This window comes from Pseudomonas gingeri (assembly GCF_013385635.1).
GTDB lineage: Bacteria > Pseudomonadota > Gammaproteobacteria > Pseudomonadales > Pseudomonadaceae > Aquipseudomonas > Aquipseudomonas gingeri_A.
Window position 1 is genome coordinate 356555 of record NZ_JACAPR010000010.1, and the last position, 14400, is coordinate 370954.

General features: G+C 62.4%; 11 protein-coding genes and 2 pseudogenes. 10 read left to right on the plus strand and 3 right to left on the minus strand.

Annotated elements, in window-relative coordinates:
• Positions 1 to 292 precede the first annotated feature (292 nt).
• From HX851_RS12050 to HX851_RS12075, 6 genes are all read left to right on the plus strand, one after another.
• On the plus strand, positions 293 to 2761 hold the full coding sequence (locus HX851_RS12050) for an ATP-binding protein (RefSeq protein WP_177065510.1): 2469 nt from the start codon (positions 293 to 295) through the stop codon (positions 2759 to 2761).
• A gap of 127 nt (positions 2762 to 2888) precedes the next feature.
• Positions 2889 to 3311 (plus strand): hypothetical protein, encoded by a 423-nt coding sequence (locus HX851_RS12055; RefSeq protein ID WP_177065511.1) that lies wholly within the window; start codon positions 2889 to 2891, stop codon positions 3309 to 3311.
• Positions 3312 to 3421: 110 nt separating this feature from the next.
• Positions 3422 to 3763: a hypothetical protein gene (locus HX851_RS12060; protein WP_177056396.1), complete on the plus strand. Its 342-nt coding sequence runs from the start codon at positions 3422 to 3424 to the stop codon at positions 3761 to 3763.
• A gap of 100 nt (positions 3764 to 3863) precedes the next feature.
• Positions 3864 to 5126, plus strand: a complete 1263-nt coding sequence (locus tag HX851_RS12065) for a TolC family protein (protein ID WP_177065512.1) — start codon at positions 3864 to 3866, stop codon at positions 5124 to 5126.
• Positions 5123 to 6370 (plus strand): efflux RND transporter periplasmic adaptor subunit, encoded by a 1248-nt coding sequence (locus HX851_RS12070; RefSeq protein WP_177065513.1) that lies wholly within the window; start codon positions 5123 to 5125, stop codon positions 6368 to 6370. The genes HX851_RS12065 and HX851_RS12070 overlap by 4 nt, the downstream gene beginning before the upstream one ends.
• On the plus strand, positions 6367 to 9486 hold the full coding sequence (locus HX851_RS12075) for an efflux RND transporter permease subunit (RefSeq protein WP_177056393.1): 3120 nt from the start codon (positions 6367 to 6369) through the stop codon (positions 9484 to 9486). The genes HX851_RS12070 and HX851_RS12075 overlap by 4 nt, the downstream gene beginning before the upstream one ends.
• 75 nt (positions 9487 to 9561) lie before the next feature.
• Here HX851_RS12075 and HX851_RS12080 read toward each other — a convergent pair whose 3' ends face one another.
• Positions 9562 to 11016, minus strand: a complete 1455-nt coding sequence (locus HX851_RS12080) for a hypothetical protein (RefSeq protein ID WP_177056392.1) — start codon at positions 11014 to 11016, stop codon at positions 9562 to 9564.
• Positions 11003 to 11374, minus strand: coding sequence for a hypothetical protein (locus HX851_RS12085; protein ID WP_177065514.1), 372 nt, complete (start codon positions 11372 to 11374; stop codon positions 11003 to 11005). The genes HX851_RS12080 and HX851_RS12085 overlap by 14 nt, the downstream gene beginning before the upstream one ends.
• Positions 11375 to 11594: 220 nt before the next feature.
• Here HX851_RS12085 and hcnA point away from each other — a divergent pair, with 220 nt between their 5' ends.
• From hcnA to HX851_RS12105, 4 genes and pseudogenes are all read left to right on the plus strand, one after another.
• Entirely contained in the window at positions 11595 to 11909 is a 315-nt protein-coding gene (hcnA, locus tag HX851_RS12090) for a cyanide-forming glycine dehydrogenase subunit HcnA (protein ID WP_177056390.1), read from the plus strand.
• Positions 11906 to 12202 (plus strand): annotated as a pseudogene (locus HX851_RS12095) (NAD(P)-binding protein); the annotation flags it as partial. The gene hcnA and the pseudogene HX851_RS12095, both read left to right, overlap by 4 nt.
• Positions 12194 to 12373: pseudogene (locus tag HX851_RS12100) on the plus strand (hydrogen cyanide synthase); the annotation flags it as partial. The pseudogenes HX851_RS12095 and HX851_RS12100, both read left to right, overlap by 9 nt.
• Before the next feature lie 44 nt (positions 12374 to 12417).
• The gene (locus tag HX851_RS12105; protein ID WP_177065515.1) at positions 12418 to 13338 is read left to right on the plus strand and encodes a LysR family transcriptional regulator; all 921 of its coding nucleotides are present in this window, start codon (positions 12418 to 12420) and stop codon (positions 13336 to 13338) included.
• A gap of 6 nt (positions 13339 to 13344) precedes the next feature.
• On the opposite strand, the gene HX851_RS12110 is transcribed toward HX851_RS12105, so the two are convergent.
• Positions 13345 to 14286: a cupin domain-containing protein gene (locus tag HX851_RS12110; RefSeq protein ID WP_177065516.1), complete on the minus strand. Its 942-nt coding sequence runs from the start codon at positions 14284 to 14286 to the stop codon at positions 13345 to 13347.
• Between the last annotated feature and the right edge of the window lie 114 nt (positions 14287 to 14400).

Sequence of the window (14400 nt, forward strand, 5' to 3'; positions counted from 1 at the left end):
TGGCAATTTCTCTGTGTCAGCCCGGTGCCAGCTCGTGAGAGGTTCCCTGGCGGCCGGACCGGCTGACGGAGGTGACTTTCGGCGCAAGCGGGTTCTTAAGTCCTTAAGCATCCTGAAATCGAGCTGAAACCGGGCTGAAATTTTCTGAAGATCAATGTTCGCCCGGGTTCGAATGTACAGGGGCACGAGCAGGTTGTTTACAGGGAAGAAAATGACGCACGACTACCGATTTGGACGATTTGAAGTTCGCCCGGCCGAGCGGAGGTTGTATGTCGATGGCAGCCCCATAGTCTTGGGTGCTCGTGCTTTTGATGTATTACTGGCCTTGATCGAGCGCCGCGAACGCATGGTGACCAAAGGCGAGCTGCTTGAGCTGGTGTGGCCGAACCTGTTCGTCGAGGAAAACAACCTGCAGGTGCAGGTCTCGACATTACGCAAGGTATTGGGAGTACAGGCCGTGGTCACCGTGACCGGCCAGGGCTACCGCTTTGCGATGGTGCTGGAGGAAGGGTCTTTACCCTCTGCCGGGGCTGTCGATGCGTTTGGGCCAGGGCTGCCCGCGGCGCCGCGCAGACTCATGGGGCGGGATCGAGAGCTGGTCGATCTGCTGGAACTCGTTCAGGCTTACCCGCTGGTGTCTATCGTCGGGGCGGCGGGGATAGGCAAGAGCGCATTGGCGCTGGCGGCGGCGCACCAATTGAAACCCGCCATCTGGGTCGAGCTCTCCGGTGTCACCGATCCCGAGCAGTTGGTGCAGGCGATCGCGCGCGCCGTGATGCTGCCGATCCGCACCGATGAGCCGCTGGACGAGTTGCTTCTGGCGCTGGCCCCCCTCGGGGCTTTGCTGGTCTTCGATGGCGCCGAACACCTGCTGGAGGCCATCGCCAGGCTCGCGGGAGTCATTGGCAAGAGGGCGCCTGGAATTCGACTGCTGGTGACCAGCCAGGCCGCGATCAAGGTCGAAAGCGAGCGGGTCTTCCGGCTCGGAGGCCTGTCGGTGCCCGGCATCGATGTGTCGGCCAACGAGGCCATGCAGTATGGGGCGGTGAGTTTGTTCGCCGACCAGGCACAGGCGGTCGATCGTACCTTCAGGGTCACTCCCGAGAATGTCGCCGCGGTGATTTCCGTGTGTCGGCAGCTCAATGGCATGGCCTTGCCGATCAAGTTGGCCGCCGCCAGGTTGCCGTTGCTCGGGGTGCGAGGCGTGGCGTCGCGGTTGGGTGAGCGGCTGGGGATGTTGAACGGCCTCAGCCGAGGCGGTGGCGGCAGTCGCCAGCAGACCTTCGGTGCGGGGCTCGACTGGAGCTATAGCCTGCTCTCTACCCTGGAACAGACCTTGTTGCGTCGCTGTGTGGTGTTTGTCGCGGGCTTCACCCTGGAATTGGCGACGGCGGTATGCGGTGAGATCGCGTTGGATAAATGGACCGCGATAGATGCCCTGGATGCCCTGGTGGATCGATCGCTGGTGGAGGTACAGGACGGTCCGGTCCGGCGTTACCAACTTTGCGAGTATGTGGTCGAGTACGCCAGGGCCAGGTTGCACCAGGCGGGTGAAACAGAGTTTTTGCGTCATCGGCATGCGTTGAGCTGCACTGAGCTGATGACCCGGGCATATGAGGCTTACTGGGACTGCGGGGACAAGTATTGGCTGCAGGACTATGCGGCGGACACCGACAACGTCCGGGCGGCCTTGGACTGGAGTCTGGAGCACCAGCCGGAGCTGGCCCTGAAGTTGCTCGGTGTATCCGGCCCGCTGTTTTTCCAGCAAGGGCTGGTCAGCGAAGGTCGCCAGCGTTTTCTTGCGCTTGAGTCCGTCACCCTGGCACTGGATCGGACCCTGGTGCTGGAGGTTTCTCCTTTCGAACTGGAGACACTGCTGGCCAGATACTGGTTGGAGTTCAGTCGGCTGCATGCGGGGAATGGCACACGCCGTTCGACTGATTTTGCTCCCCGGGCACTGGCGTTCTATCGCTCGCTGGATGATCCGCGTGGGGTTTTCCTGGCGTTGTGTAGAGCCATGGACTGTGCGTTCCTGCCCTCCGGCGAGGCATCTTGCATTCTTGAGGAAATCATCGAAATCGAGTCTGCCGACTGGTCGCCCCGGCTGCGGGCCGAGCGGTTGATGGCGGAAGTCAGCCTGTATCAGCGGTGCGAGCAACCCGAAGAAGCCTGTTTCGCCCTGGAATCCTTGCACCTGTTGGCGCTGTCGGCGGGACTGGAGAGCATTGAGCGACTGGCACTCAATGCCCAGGCCAAGCTCAACCTGGCCAAGGGCGAGTATGAGCGTGCCTTGCAGCGCAGTCAGGCATTGTGCAGCCAACGGGGTATCCATCGAAACATCGTCCTGCCACATGCCTTGGCCACGATGGCGATGGCTTTGCTCTCGCTGGGGAAAATGCGCGAGGCGCGCAAGGTGCTGGCGGATTTCGTCGCCGAATCCAGGCGCCTGGGCTGGGAGTGGTTCGGTCTGTATACCGATCTTTTTGTCTGGTTGGCGGCGCTGGAAAACCGGCTCGCCGCCGCCGCTCGTTTGATGGGGTATGCAAAGCTTGCCTATGACGCCGCGGGGGCGCGGGATTTCGGCACGACAAGAATCCGTGTACGCAACTCCCATATGATCTTCAAACGCCTGGACAAGCCATTCATTTCCCGGTTGATGGTCGAAGGCGCCCGTATGGACCGTGAGATGTTCTGCACCCTGGCATTGTCCAGGCAATCCGTCGAGCAGGTCATGCCGACGGCTTCCGAACTGGAGGATTGAGCGCCGGGTGTCAGGCGAAACGCGGGTTGCTTTGACTTCCGAAAGTCGACGTATTAACTTCGCGACTTTTTACCCGCGACTCCAGACGTTTGCGGGCAAGCGCACTCTATTGTTAAGGAAGGGCACGATGACCGAAATGGCACAGCAGGACGATTTGTTCCAGGTAGACAAGCGGCTCTCCCTCAAACCCGTGACGGACTTCAATGCTTTCCTGCTCCAGGCGTTTGCCGATGGGGCGTGCCGGTGCATACGCTGCGTGGATGCGGCCGGTGTCGAAAGCGGTTATGCCTTCCAGCACAGCTTCGAACTGGGCAAGGTGGTCAACCGCCAGTTCGCCAGGACCACTCCGAGCGAAGTGCTACTGGTGCTGAAGAAGGCCTGGCTGTCGTTCTTCAAGACCGACCTGGAGGTTCCCGGTCTGCTGGACCTTTGCGCAGTGTATGAGTTCGTCAAACCCGAATTGCACATTCGCCTGCGTCCGCTGTTGCTGGCTTGCGGCCTGATCGAAGAGCGCGAAGGCGGGTGGATGTTGCAGGCGGTTGCGGAATAACACGGGCAAGCCCGTTTGTCACAGGTAGAGCGAATTAATATTCGCTTAACCGGCGAGCGTTCAAGTAGCGTATCTTTTACCGCAACCCTCCTTTTTAGTTGGCGTTTTCGATGTCCAGGTTTCGACTGATCCTGACCCTGCTGCTCAGCCTGATGTTGCCGATCTTCGGCAGCGTGGCGGCGGCCGCGTCTTTTGCCGAACCCTGTCCGATGCCGTTGATGAGTCATGACGGCTCGGCAATGAGCCATGCCCCCTGCTGCAATGACATGGAACACGGCACCGTCTCCAAGTCGCCATGCAAGTCGGGGGAGGAGTGCAAGATCGGCGGCCTGGTGCAGATCCTGAACATCGGCACCTTCTCTTCGCTGCCACCGTTGCCGCTCACCCTGCAAACACCCACCGTGCTCCAGTCCGAGCCGGCTGATCTGTGGCGCCCTCCGCGTTACGTCTGATGCCCTGATGTGCATTTCACGCTCTCTGTAAAGGGCAGCGTGGCCTGTGTGTGCGCCTTTGATGGCGGACACCTCGATCATCTGCATTGGAGACGAACGCATGTTCGCTTTCATTCCTTCACACCGCCTGCTGGCCGGTGTGATCGCTGTTGTCCTGGGCGCGAGCCCGTGGCTGGCCGTCCAGGCCGAGCCCCTGAGTTTCGAACGGGCACAGCAACTCGCTGAACATACCGCGCCGGAGAACCTTGCCCGCATGGCACAGGTCCAGTCGGCGCAATCTTCCGTCGGACCCGCCGATGCGCTGCCTGATCCCAAGCTGATGGTGGGCATCCAGGACCTGCCGATCCAGGGCTCCGGTCGCTATTCGTTCAACGGTGACTCGATGACCGAACGACAGATCGGGTTGCGCCAGGAGGTACCCAACAGCGACAAGCGCCTGGCCCGCAAGAACCTCGCCCTGGCTTCCGTCGACGTCGCCGAGGCCGAGCAACGCGCGGCGCTGCTGGAGGTCAAGCGGCAAACCGCATTGGCCTGGCTCGGCGTCTATTACGCCGAACGCAGCGTGAGCCTGTTCGACCAGCTGGACCATCAGGTCGCCCTGCTGCGCAACACCACGGCCTCGCGTATCGCCGGTGGCGCGGCCCCCGGGGATCTGCTGCAGGCTGACCAGGAAGCGCTGAATCTGGCGGATCGTCGTGACGAACTGGTGCAGAACATCGCCACCGCCCGGGCGAAATTGCGCCGCTGGATCGGTGCCGACGCCGATCAACCGCTGCAGGACGGGCCGCCGACCTGGGCACCGATCCTGCCCCATACCCAACACGCCCTGGGTCGTCATCCGGACCTGCAAGCCGCCACCGCCCGGGTCGGCGAGGCCAACGCCGAACTGGCCGAAGCCATTGCCGAGAAGAAACCCGACTGGGGCGTCGAACTGGTGTATGGCCATCGTGACCGCCAGTTCGGCGGTGACATGGCGTCGTTGCAGTTCACCTTCGACCTGCCGCTGTTCGTCGGCTCCCGTCAGGGACCGCGGATCAACTCCAGGCAACACGCACTGGAGCAACGCGAAGCCGAGCAGGAAGTGATGCTGCGTGAACATCGGGCCGAACTGGAAAGCGGCCAGGCCGAACTCGACCGTTTGAAGAAAGCCGTCGAACGCTCGCAGCAATCGTCGATCCCGCTGGCCAGCCGGCGCAGCGACCTGGAACTGGCGGCCTACAAGGCCGGGAAAAGTCCATTGAACGCCGTGATCAGCGCGCGCCGCGAACTGATCGAAGCCCACCTGCGCGAGATCAGTCAGCAGGCCCAACTCGGCCAACTGTCCGCCAGCCTCTATTTCGCCTATGTGGAGGGCCTCAAATGAAGACGCTCGCTTATTCCGTACTGACCCTCGCCCTGGCGGGACTGGGTGTTGCCGGCGGCTACTGGCTCGGCCACGGCGGGACCGCGATGTCCGCCGCCGATGCCGGCAAGAAGGAACGCCCGGCGTTGTACTGGTTCGACCCGATGTACCCGACCCAGCATTTCGATGCCCCTGGCAAGTCACCGTTCATGGACATGCAACTGGTGCCCAAGTATGTCAATGCCGCTGAAGACAACACGTCCATCAGCGTGTCGTCGCAACTGGCGCAGAACCTCGGCATGCGCACCGCTGCGGTGGTTCGCGAGTCGTTGCCCGGTGGCCTGGAGGCGGTCGGCTCGCTGGCCTACAACCAGCGCGACGTGGTCAACCTGCAAGCCCGCGCGGCTGGTTTTGTCGAGCGGGTCTATGACCGCGCGCCTGGCGATGTGCTGCCCGCCGGCGCGCCACTGGTGGACCTGCTGATCCCGGAGTGGTCCGCCGCGCAACTGGAATTCGTCGCGGTGCTCGCCACGGGTGACAGCCGGCTGATCCAGGCCACCCGTGAGCGCCTGCGCCTGCTGGGCATGCCTGATGAGGTGATCGCCCAGGTGACGAAAACCCGCAAGGTCCGTCCCGTGCTGACGCTGTCCATGCCGATTGCCGGTGAACTGCAAAGCCTTGAGGTGCGTGCCGGGATGACTGTCCCCGCGGGGATGAGCCTGGCACGCATCAATGGCCTGTCCAGCGTCTGGCTCGACACCTCGGTGCCGGAAGCCCTGGCTTCTTCGGTGACGGTGGGGGCCAAGGTCGCGGTGGCACTGTCGGCGTATCCCGGCCGCGGGGTACAGGGCAAGGTGCTTGCGATCCTGCCAGGGGTCGATGGGCAGAGTCGTACTCTGACAGTGCGCAGTCAGTTGCCCAATGCCGACGGCAACCTGCGTCCCGGAATGTTTGCCTCGGTGCGTTTCGACGCCGCCGAGCCGCAACCGAGCCTGTTGATCCCCAGCGAAGCGCTGATTCGTACCGGCAAGCGCAACCTGGTGATGCTGGCCGGGGACAAGGGGCGCTACAAGCCGGTTGAAGTGCGCATCGGGCGCGAGTCGGCAGGGCGTATCGAAGTCCTCGATGGCCTGACCGAAGGACAAAAGGTGGTGACTTCCGGCCAGTTCCTGCTGGATTCCGAAGCCAGCCTGCAAGGTCTTACCGAGCCGCAGGAGGCGACGCCCGCCACGCCATCGATGAACGCGATGGAGGGCATGAAATGATCAAGCGCCTGATCCACTGGTCCATCGGCAACCGCTTCCTGGTGCTGCTGGCGACCCTGTTCATCGTGGCGTGGGGTATCTGGTCGGTGCGTAATACCCCGCTGGATGCGCTGCCGGACCTTTCCGATACCCAGGTGATCATCCGCACCAGCTTTCCCGGGCAGGCACCGCAGATCGTCGAGAACCAGGTCACCTATCCGCTGGCCAGCACCATGCTGTCGGTGCCGGGAGCGAAGACCGTACGTGGCTATTCGTTTTTTGGCGACTCCTTCGTCTACGTGATTTTCGACGATGGCACCGACCTGTACTGGGCGCGCTCGCGGGTACTGGAGTACCTGAACCAGGCACAGGGGCGCCTGCCCAAGGGCGTGACCAGCGCCCTCGGGCCGGACGCCACCGGCGTCGGCTGGGTCTACCAGTATGCCCTGGTGGACCGCAGCGGCCAGCATGACCTGGCACAGTTGCGCGGGATTCAGGACTGGTTCCTCAAGTACGAGCTCAAGACCGTGCCCAACGTGGCGGAAGTCGCCACCGTCGGTGGCATGGTCAAGGAGTACCAGGTGCTGCTCGACCCACAGAAAATGGTGGCCTACGGGATCACCCAGCAACAGGTCAGCGAGGCCCTGGGCAATGCCAACCAGGAAGCCGGCGGCTCGGTACTGGAGCTGGCGGAACGTGAATACATGGTGCGCGCCACCGGCTACCTGAAGACCCTGGATGATTTCCGCAATATCCCGCTGAAGACCTCGGCGACGGGGGTGCCGACGCTGCTCGGGCAGGTCGCGACGATCCAGCTCGGTCCGGAAATGCGCCGGGGCGTAGCCGAACTCGATGGTGAAGGCGAGGCGGTCGGCGGGGTCATCGTCCTGCGTTCGGGCAAGAACGCCCACGAGACCCTCGAAGCGGTCAAGGCGCGCCTCGACGACCTGCGTTCCAGCCTGCCGGCGGGTGTCGAACTGGTCACCACCTACGATCGCTCGCAACTGATCGACCGGGCGATCCACAATCTTAGTTTCAAGTTGCTGGAAGAGTTCGGCGTGGTGGCGCTGGTGTGCCTGGTGTTCCTCTGGCACCTGCGCTCCTCGCTGGTGGCGATCATCACCTTGCCGCTGGGGGTGCTGATGGCGTTTATCGTCATGCGCATCGAAGGGGTCAACGCCAATATCATGTCCCTCGGCGGCATCGCGATTGCCATCGGTGCCATGGTCGATGCCGCCGTGGTGATGATCGAGAACGCCCATAAACATATCGAGGCCTGGCAGGTGCGACATCCCGGCCAGAAGCTGCAGGGGGAAAACCACTGGCGGGTGATCGGCGAGGCGGCGGCGGAAGTCGGCCCGGCGCTGTTCTTCAGCCTGTTGATCATCACCTTGTCGTTCCTGCCGGTGTTCACCTTGCAAGCCCAGGAAGGACGGCTGTTCGGCCCGCTGGCGTTTACCAAGTCCTATTCGATGGCCGCGGCTGCGGGCTTGTCGGTGACGCTGGTGCCGGTACTGATGGGCTACTGGATTCGCGGGCATATTCCCACCGAGCAGCAGAACCCGCTCAATCGCTGGCTGATCGCGGCTTATCGGCCGGTGCTGGAGGCGGTGCTGAAATGGCCGAAACTGACACTGGCGCTGGCGACCGTGATCTTCCTCTCCAGCTTCTGGCCGTTGAGCCAGCTGGGCGGCGAATTCATTCCGGCGCTGGACGAAGGCGACCTGCTCTACATGCCGTCGGCGTTGCCCGGATTGCCGATCAGCAAGGCTGCGCAGCTGTTGCAGCAGACCAACCGGATGATTCGCAGCGTGCCGGAAGTCGAACATGTGTTCGGCAAGTCCGGGCGAGCGGAAACCGCCACCGATCCGGCACCGGTGGAGATGTTCGAGACCACCATCAAGTTCAAGCCCCGTGACCAGTGGCGACCGGGCATGACCCCGGAAAAACTGATCGAGGCCCTGGATCAGGCGGTCAAGGTCCCGGGATTGTCAAACCTCTGGGTGCCGCCGATTCGCAACCGTATCGACATGCTCGCTACCGGAATCAAGAGCCCGATCGGGGTCAAGGTGGCCGGTATCTCCCTGGCCGATATCGACGAGATCGCTCACCAGATCGAGGGTGTCGCCAAGCAGGTGCCTGGCGTGACCTCGGCCCTGGCCGAACGCCTGACCGGCGGCAGCTATCTCGATATCCAGATCAATCGCCTGGCGGCGGCGCGCTACGGCTTGAGCATCGCCGATGTGCAGGCGGTGGTCTCCGGCGCGGTGGGTGGCAGCACGGTCGGCGAGACGGTCGAAGGCGTGGCGCGTTACCCCATCAGCCTGCGTTACCCACGGGAATGGCGCGACAGTCCCCAGGCCCTCAAGCAACTGCCGATACTGACCGCCAGCGGCCAGCAGATCACCCTCGGAGCGGTGGCCGACATCGGCGTGAGCGCCGGGCCGCCGATGCTGCGCAGCGAGAACGGACGTTTGTCCGGCTGGGTCTATGTCGATGTCCGTGGTCGCGACCTGGCCTCCACCGCCCGTGACCTGCAACAGCAAGTGGCGCAGCAGGTGCAGCTCAAGCCGGGGATGACGGTGTCCTATTCCGGTCAGTACGAGTTCCTGGAGCGGGCCAATGCGCGGTTGATGTGGGTGGTGCCGGCGACCTTGCTGATCATCTTCGTGCTGCTGTACCTGACCTTCGGACGTTTCAGCGAGGCGGGGCTGATCATGGTGACGTTGCCGTTCGCCCTGTCGGGCGGGGTGTGGTTGCTCTATCTGCTGGGGTTCAACCAGTCGGTGGCCACCGGCGTGGGCTTTATTGCCCTGGCCGGGGTGTCGGCGGAGTTCGGGGTGATCATGTTGCTGTACCTGAAGAACGCCTGGGCCACGCGCTTGGAGGAAGGGCGGGATGACGACGCCGGCCTGCTCGAATCGATTCGCGAGGGGGCGGTGCTGCGGGTGCGGCCCAAGGTGATGACCGTGGCGGTGATCATCGCCGGCCTGCTGCCGATTCTCTGGGGCAGCGGCACCGGCTCCGAAGTGATGAAGCGGATTGCCGCGCCGATGGTCGGCGGGATGATCACCGCCCCCTTGTTGTCGATGCTGGTGTTGCCGGCGGCCTATTGGCTGATGAAGCGCCGGCGCTAGGCTATGAGATCGTTCCCACGCTCTGCGTGGGAACGCCTCTCTGGACGCTCTGCGTCCGCTCGCGACCACGCCCTGTTAGCGCCAGCTATGGCATATCTCCTTGCAGATCGGGATCATCGGGCTGAGTCTGTCGTCCGGATCCTGTGCTTTCCTGTGAACCCAGATCAGCGAATGGAAGGCTGCCACGACCTTCTCTTTCGTCTTGAATACTCCCGCTCCACCCCCGTAGTATCTGACGACCCCTTCGTGGGTGAATTTCAGGCAGGCTTCGTACAGGTTCAGGCCGCTGTCAGTTGCATCCTCCCCGACCGTCGCAGCGCTGGTGGTCAGAAATGCGCTCCAGGTTTCCGGCACCTTTATTTTTTTCTTCCTGATTTTTTTGGTCGGACTACCGAAGACCGAACCAAACAGTCCGGTGGGTGGAACCTCGTACTCCTCGTCCACTTCCGTTTCGATCTGAACCGTCTTGGTCACGAAGCGCAGGCCGCTTCTCGAGGTGCCGTACTCTGCTTCTTTCACCGTCTTGTCCAGCGGATCGGCCCACACCACGATAGGTTCGACCGTACCGGGACATCCGACCTGCTCGAGGATGCCACGCACGAACCGGCAGATGGCCTGGCATTCGGCCGTGTATTTTTTATAGTTGCCAAGTGCCCAGGCGCCGATTTCCGGATGTGTGTAATACGGATGGCCGAGCTCGTCCGGAACATGCGCGTTCTTTTCAAGTGTATAGGTCGGGAAATAGCCCATCAGTGTCTCGACAATCTTGTGGGGCTCGCTCAGTCCGATCTTCTTGATCGCATCGATCGAGTTTTTCATGCGGTAGGACGTAACCCCATCATCCGGCTCGGATGGGCGTAAACGTGGGGTCGAAAAGGTCAGAAGAATGTGATTTTTTGTGTTGCCTATCGACATCTTCGCTCCACGGCTAGTAGTGGCCGTCCAGGCAACCTTGAACATTCCGACACCGATTTCCGCCGGTTCGGAGTCCGAGGTCAGGTCCAGCGTGTTCTTGCCGATGTTGAGGGTGGCGGGGGCGGAGGAAAATCGAAAGGATCCGATAGTCCCTTCGATGCTACCGTTATCCGGCGCCTCGCCCTCTGCCTCTATCACAATCCGGACGCGGAGTTTCGTGTTGATGCTGTGGCTGATGACATTGGATTTGCCCGGAGTCCAATCCGGCTTGGTATATAAGGCACCGGTGTTTTTCCAGTCAGTCGTATTGTCCTTGAGTAACCTATGGTCCGAGAGGAACGTCAGTTCAATGATCTTGATTGTGAGGGGAGGGATGACCTTGGGCTTTGGTGGTGGCTTGCTGGCCTCGCATGACACCATCATGGGGGGCAGGGGCTTCTCCTGTTTCTTGACGATAATGACTTTTCCGCCTTCTTCCTCATAACGATCAAACCAGAGTTCACGCAACTCCTCTGTGTCGGGAGTATGCGTTCGTCCGCGAGTCTTGATGAAGACGGTGTGCGATGCCCTGTCGAAGGCCGTCTTATTGATATTGTTGGGGTCAACCGAGCGCATGCTGCTTCTCCAGCATGAGGGATAGCCGGTGGTGCAGCAGCTCGGCGATTTTTTCGTCTTCCGTGAGTTCGCCCTGCGAAAGAATGTCCATTGCCCATAGGGTTTGCGTGGAGCTCTGAAAGTCCCAGCCAAAATCGACCATCAGTTCGAGAAGGATCAGGACGAACGCTTCATCCGAAATACCATGCTCCAATGCAACACGGATCCCGTTGCGCACGTGTGTGTGCAAGGCATCGTCGTCGAGCTCTTGCAGTTCGCGTGCACGGGACGCGCGTAACTCCGCGATTGCCCGGGTCTCGAAGGCGCGATGGAGCGACGATTCGATAGCGGTCCATTGAGCGTTTCTTATCACCAGCATGGCGTGCTCCATCGGTCGGCAGGCGCGAGTGGGTCAGGCGCGCCTGAAGACTAGTCCCAATCCGCTCAAACCGTTAGCCGATGCCCATGGACACGGCCTGTCGGTGGCGAGCTGATACACGGTCCGGCTTTTCATGGCTTTACTGGCCTGGATCAAGGTTTTGCTCGGACAGACTCCTTATCGTGATGGTCGATTATGTCAATCACGGATGATACGGACCATGCACGACCTGGATCGAAAATACGATATCCAGCCCCTGGTACGGGCGGATATGACTCTCCATCTGAATGGCCGGAGCGTCGCGGCGGCCGAGGGCGAGACAGTGCTCTCGGTGCTCCAGTCGGTCGGCCTGCGACAGGTTTCGCGCAACGATCACGGACAGCTGGCGGGCGCTTTTTGCGGCATGGGCGTGTGCCAGAGTTGCCTGGTGTCGATCGACGGCCGGCTCAAGCGTCGGGCCTGCCAGACCCTGGTCCGACCGGGCATGCGCATCGAGACCGGCGTCAGCCGGTTTGCCGTGCTGGAGGTGCTATGAGCCTGCCTCCAGTGATCGTCGGCGGTGGCCCGGCAGGCATGGCCGCGGCCGTTGAGCTGGCCCGCCACGGGGTTTCCAGCGTGCTGTTCGAAGAGGCCTCGCGGCTTGGCGGCGTGGTCTATCGCGGGCCGCTGCGCAGTGGGGTCGACCTCGGCTATCTGGGCGCTCGCTACAGCGCGACCCTGGAAAAACTCCACGGCGAATTCGCCACCTGCGCCGATCGTGTCGATGTACGGTGCAACACCCGGATCGTTGGTGGCGAAGGCGCGCGGACGCTGATGGCGCTGAATGCCTGCGGGCATTTCCGTACCGGCATCCTCACGTCGGCGATCACCGGGGTCATGCTCGAACGCCTGGTCCACCAGCAACCGTTGCCGCTGGATATCACGCCGTTTCTGGCGGATCGCTTCGATTTCGCGGACGGGCTTGCCCAAAGGCGCCAGATAGCGGTATCTACTCGGTAGTTCCCGCGGCTCAAACACCGAGCCGCCCACGAGTGGATATCCCCATGGACTATTTCGCCGCGTTGACGGCCTTTGTCGAAGCCGCCCAGGCCAACAATTTTTCCCGGGCGGCCGAGAAGCTCTCGATCAAGGCTTCGACCGTATCGCGTTACATCAAGGACCTGGAACAGGACCTGGGAATCGCCCTGTTCAATCGTTCGACGCGCACCCTGCGCCTGACCGAGGGCGGTGAGACCTTCCTGCACCACGCATTGCGGGTACTGGCCGAACTGGATCAGGCCCGGGCCGCGACCTCGGCGCTCAATCAGCAACCGCGGGGCCTGCTCAAGCTCAACCTGCCACCGGCCTTCGCCCGTCACCATGTGTTGCCGCTGCTCGGCGACTTTGCCCGGCGCTTTGCGGAAATTCGCCTGGAACTGACCCTGGAAGACAGTCACGTCAACCTGATCAGTGCCGGTGTCGACCTGGCGTTGCGGGTCGGTGTGTTGCCGGACTCGTCGCTCAAGGCACGCAAGCTGGCGGCTGAACACACGCTGCTGTGCGTCAGCCCCGGCTATGCCCGGCAACATCCGCCACCCCGATCGCCACGGGAACTGGCGGAGTGTGGCGCGTTATTGAACGGCAATCTGCCTGACGAGGTATTTTTCGTACCGTTGCAGGCGCCGGGAGCCCAGGCCGAGCGCGTGGCAATCAACGGCCATCTGCGCATCAATGATCTGGATGCGCAGTTGCAGGCGGTGCGCCAGGGCCTGGGCATGGCCTTGTTGCCGGACTGGCTGGTGAATGATTTGCTCAGGCAAGGCGAACTGGTGCACTGGCTGCCCGACTGGCAGGCCCAGGCCACGCAGATCGCCTCGTCACTGTGGTTTGTCTATCCGCCCAAGCGCACCGTCTCGTCGAAGGTGCGCAGTTTCATCGACTTCATGCTCGAACGTATCGGCACTCCGCCTTACTGGCAGCGTTGAGACGACTCAACTGAAACGGATATCCAGGGAACGCAGGTAGGTCTGCAGGCCGGCGTCCTGGATCGGAATCAGGAAGGCTTCGCGATCCGACTCGTTGTAGTGGGCATGCCAGTAACCCGGTGGCGTGACGAACGCCAGCCCGGGAGCCCAATCGACCCGGGTCGGGTTGCGGATCTGTCCCTGTTCGTCGACGTCGGTGCCCACCAGGCTGTAGCAACCGGGCGGGCAGTCGATGATGAAGTCGAGGGCGATCGACTGGTGGCGATGGGGCTTCTGCACCGAGCCCGGCGGCAGGATGCCGTACATCGCCCAGAGCACATGGGTGACGGTGCGGGTCTGGGGAAAGTGCCGGTTGCCCAGCAGGATGCTGATTCGACTGCGGTCCTGGGCGCGCGGGTCGTCGGCGGCTTCGCGCAGCTTGGCATTGGCGATCTGTGCCGGGTACAGGGTGGCGCTGAAGCGGTCCTGCCGGCTGCTGACGCCGAGGTAACGCAGCAGCGGTTCGTCATGTACGTAGTAGCAGCGGCTGTCCGCGCTGGCGGCCAGCTCCACCGCCTGGCGGCCGGGCAGGGCGACAAAGCAGCCCTTGTACCAGTCGAACCGGCTCTCGCCCTGGGCCAGGCTGCCATGCCCCTCGATCACATAGAGCACCTGGGAGGTGGCGTTGGGCTGCAGTGTCAGCGCGTCACCGGCATTCAGCCGGATAAAGTTCGCGCATAGCCCGGGGCCGGTGGCCGGGCCTTCGCAACCCAGGGCTTCGCTAAGGTCCAGGGGCACGAGCCGCGATGGGCCGCTGTCGTAGAGCGAGGCGGGAAAGTTCTGGTAGGGGATGCGCGGAATCAGCCCGGCGCTGATCGGGTTGGCGGCCTTGCTGTATTCGAAGTACTCGGCGTCCTGCTCGCAGGCGGACAGTTCGGTGCGGGTGATCATCGGCTGTGGACGGTTCATGCTCGGGCCTCTCGACGTTCTGGTTATGGGGCACTGAGCGCTCACTATACGAAGCCCGCGGATGGCGATTAAGGCCCCGAGGGGAACAGCAGTTATGTGCAAAAGGGTAGCGGG

Excerpts from the sequence above, each read along its gene's own strand:
- hcnA (WP_177056390.1), top strand. The coding sequence starts at position 11,595 with ATGCACGACCTGGATCGAAAATACGATATCCAGCCCCTGGTACGGGCG.
- HX851_RS12065 (WP_177065512.1), top strand. The coding sequence starts at position 3,864 with ATGTTCGCTTTCATTCCTTCACACCGCCTGCTGGCCGGTGTGATCGCT.
- HX851_RS12060 (WP_177056396.1), top strand. The coding sequence starts at position 3,422 with ATGTCCAGGTTTCGACTGATCCTGACCCTGCTGCTCAGCCTGATGTTG.
- HX851_RS12070 (WP_177065513.1), top strand. The coding sequence starts at position 5,123 with ATGAAGACGCTCGCTTATTCCGTACTGACCCTCGCCCTGGCGGGACTG.
- HX851_RS12055 (WP_177065511.1), top strand. The coding sequence starts at position 2,889 with ATGACCGAAATGGCACAGCAGGACGATTTGTTCCAGGTAGACAAGCGG.
- HX851_RS12075 (WP_177056393.1), top strand. The coding sequence starts at position 6,367 with ATGATCAAGCGCCTGATCCACTGGTCCATCGGCAACCGCTTCCTGGTG.
- HX851_RS12105 (WP_177065515.1), top strand. The coding sequence starts at position 12,418 with ATGGACTATTTCGCCGCGTTGACGGCCTTTGTCGAAGCCGCCCAGGCC.
- HX851_RS12110 (WP_177065516.1), bottom strand. The coding sequence starts at position 14,286 with ATGAACCGTCCACAGCCGATGATCACCCGCACCGAACTGTCCGCCTGC.
- HX851_RS12085 (WP_177065514.1), bottom strand. The coding sequence starts at position 11,374 with ATGCTGGTGATAAGAAACGCTCAATGGACCGCTATCGAATCGTCGCTC.
- HX851_RS12080 (WP_177056392.1), bottom strand. The coding sequence starts at position 11,016 with ATGCGCTCGGTTGACCCCAACAATATCAATAAGACGGCCTTCGACAGG.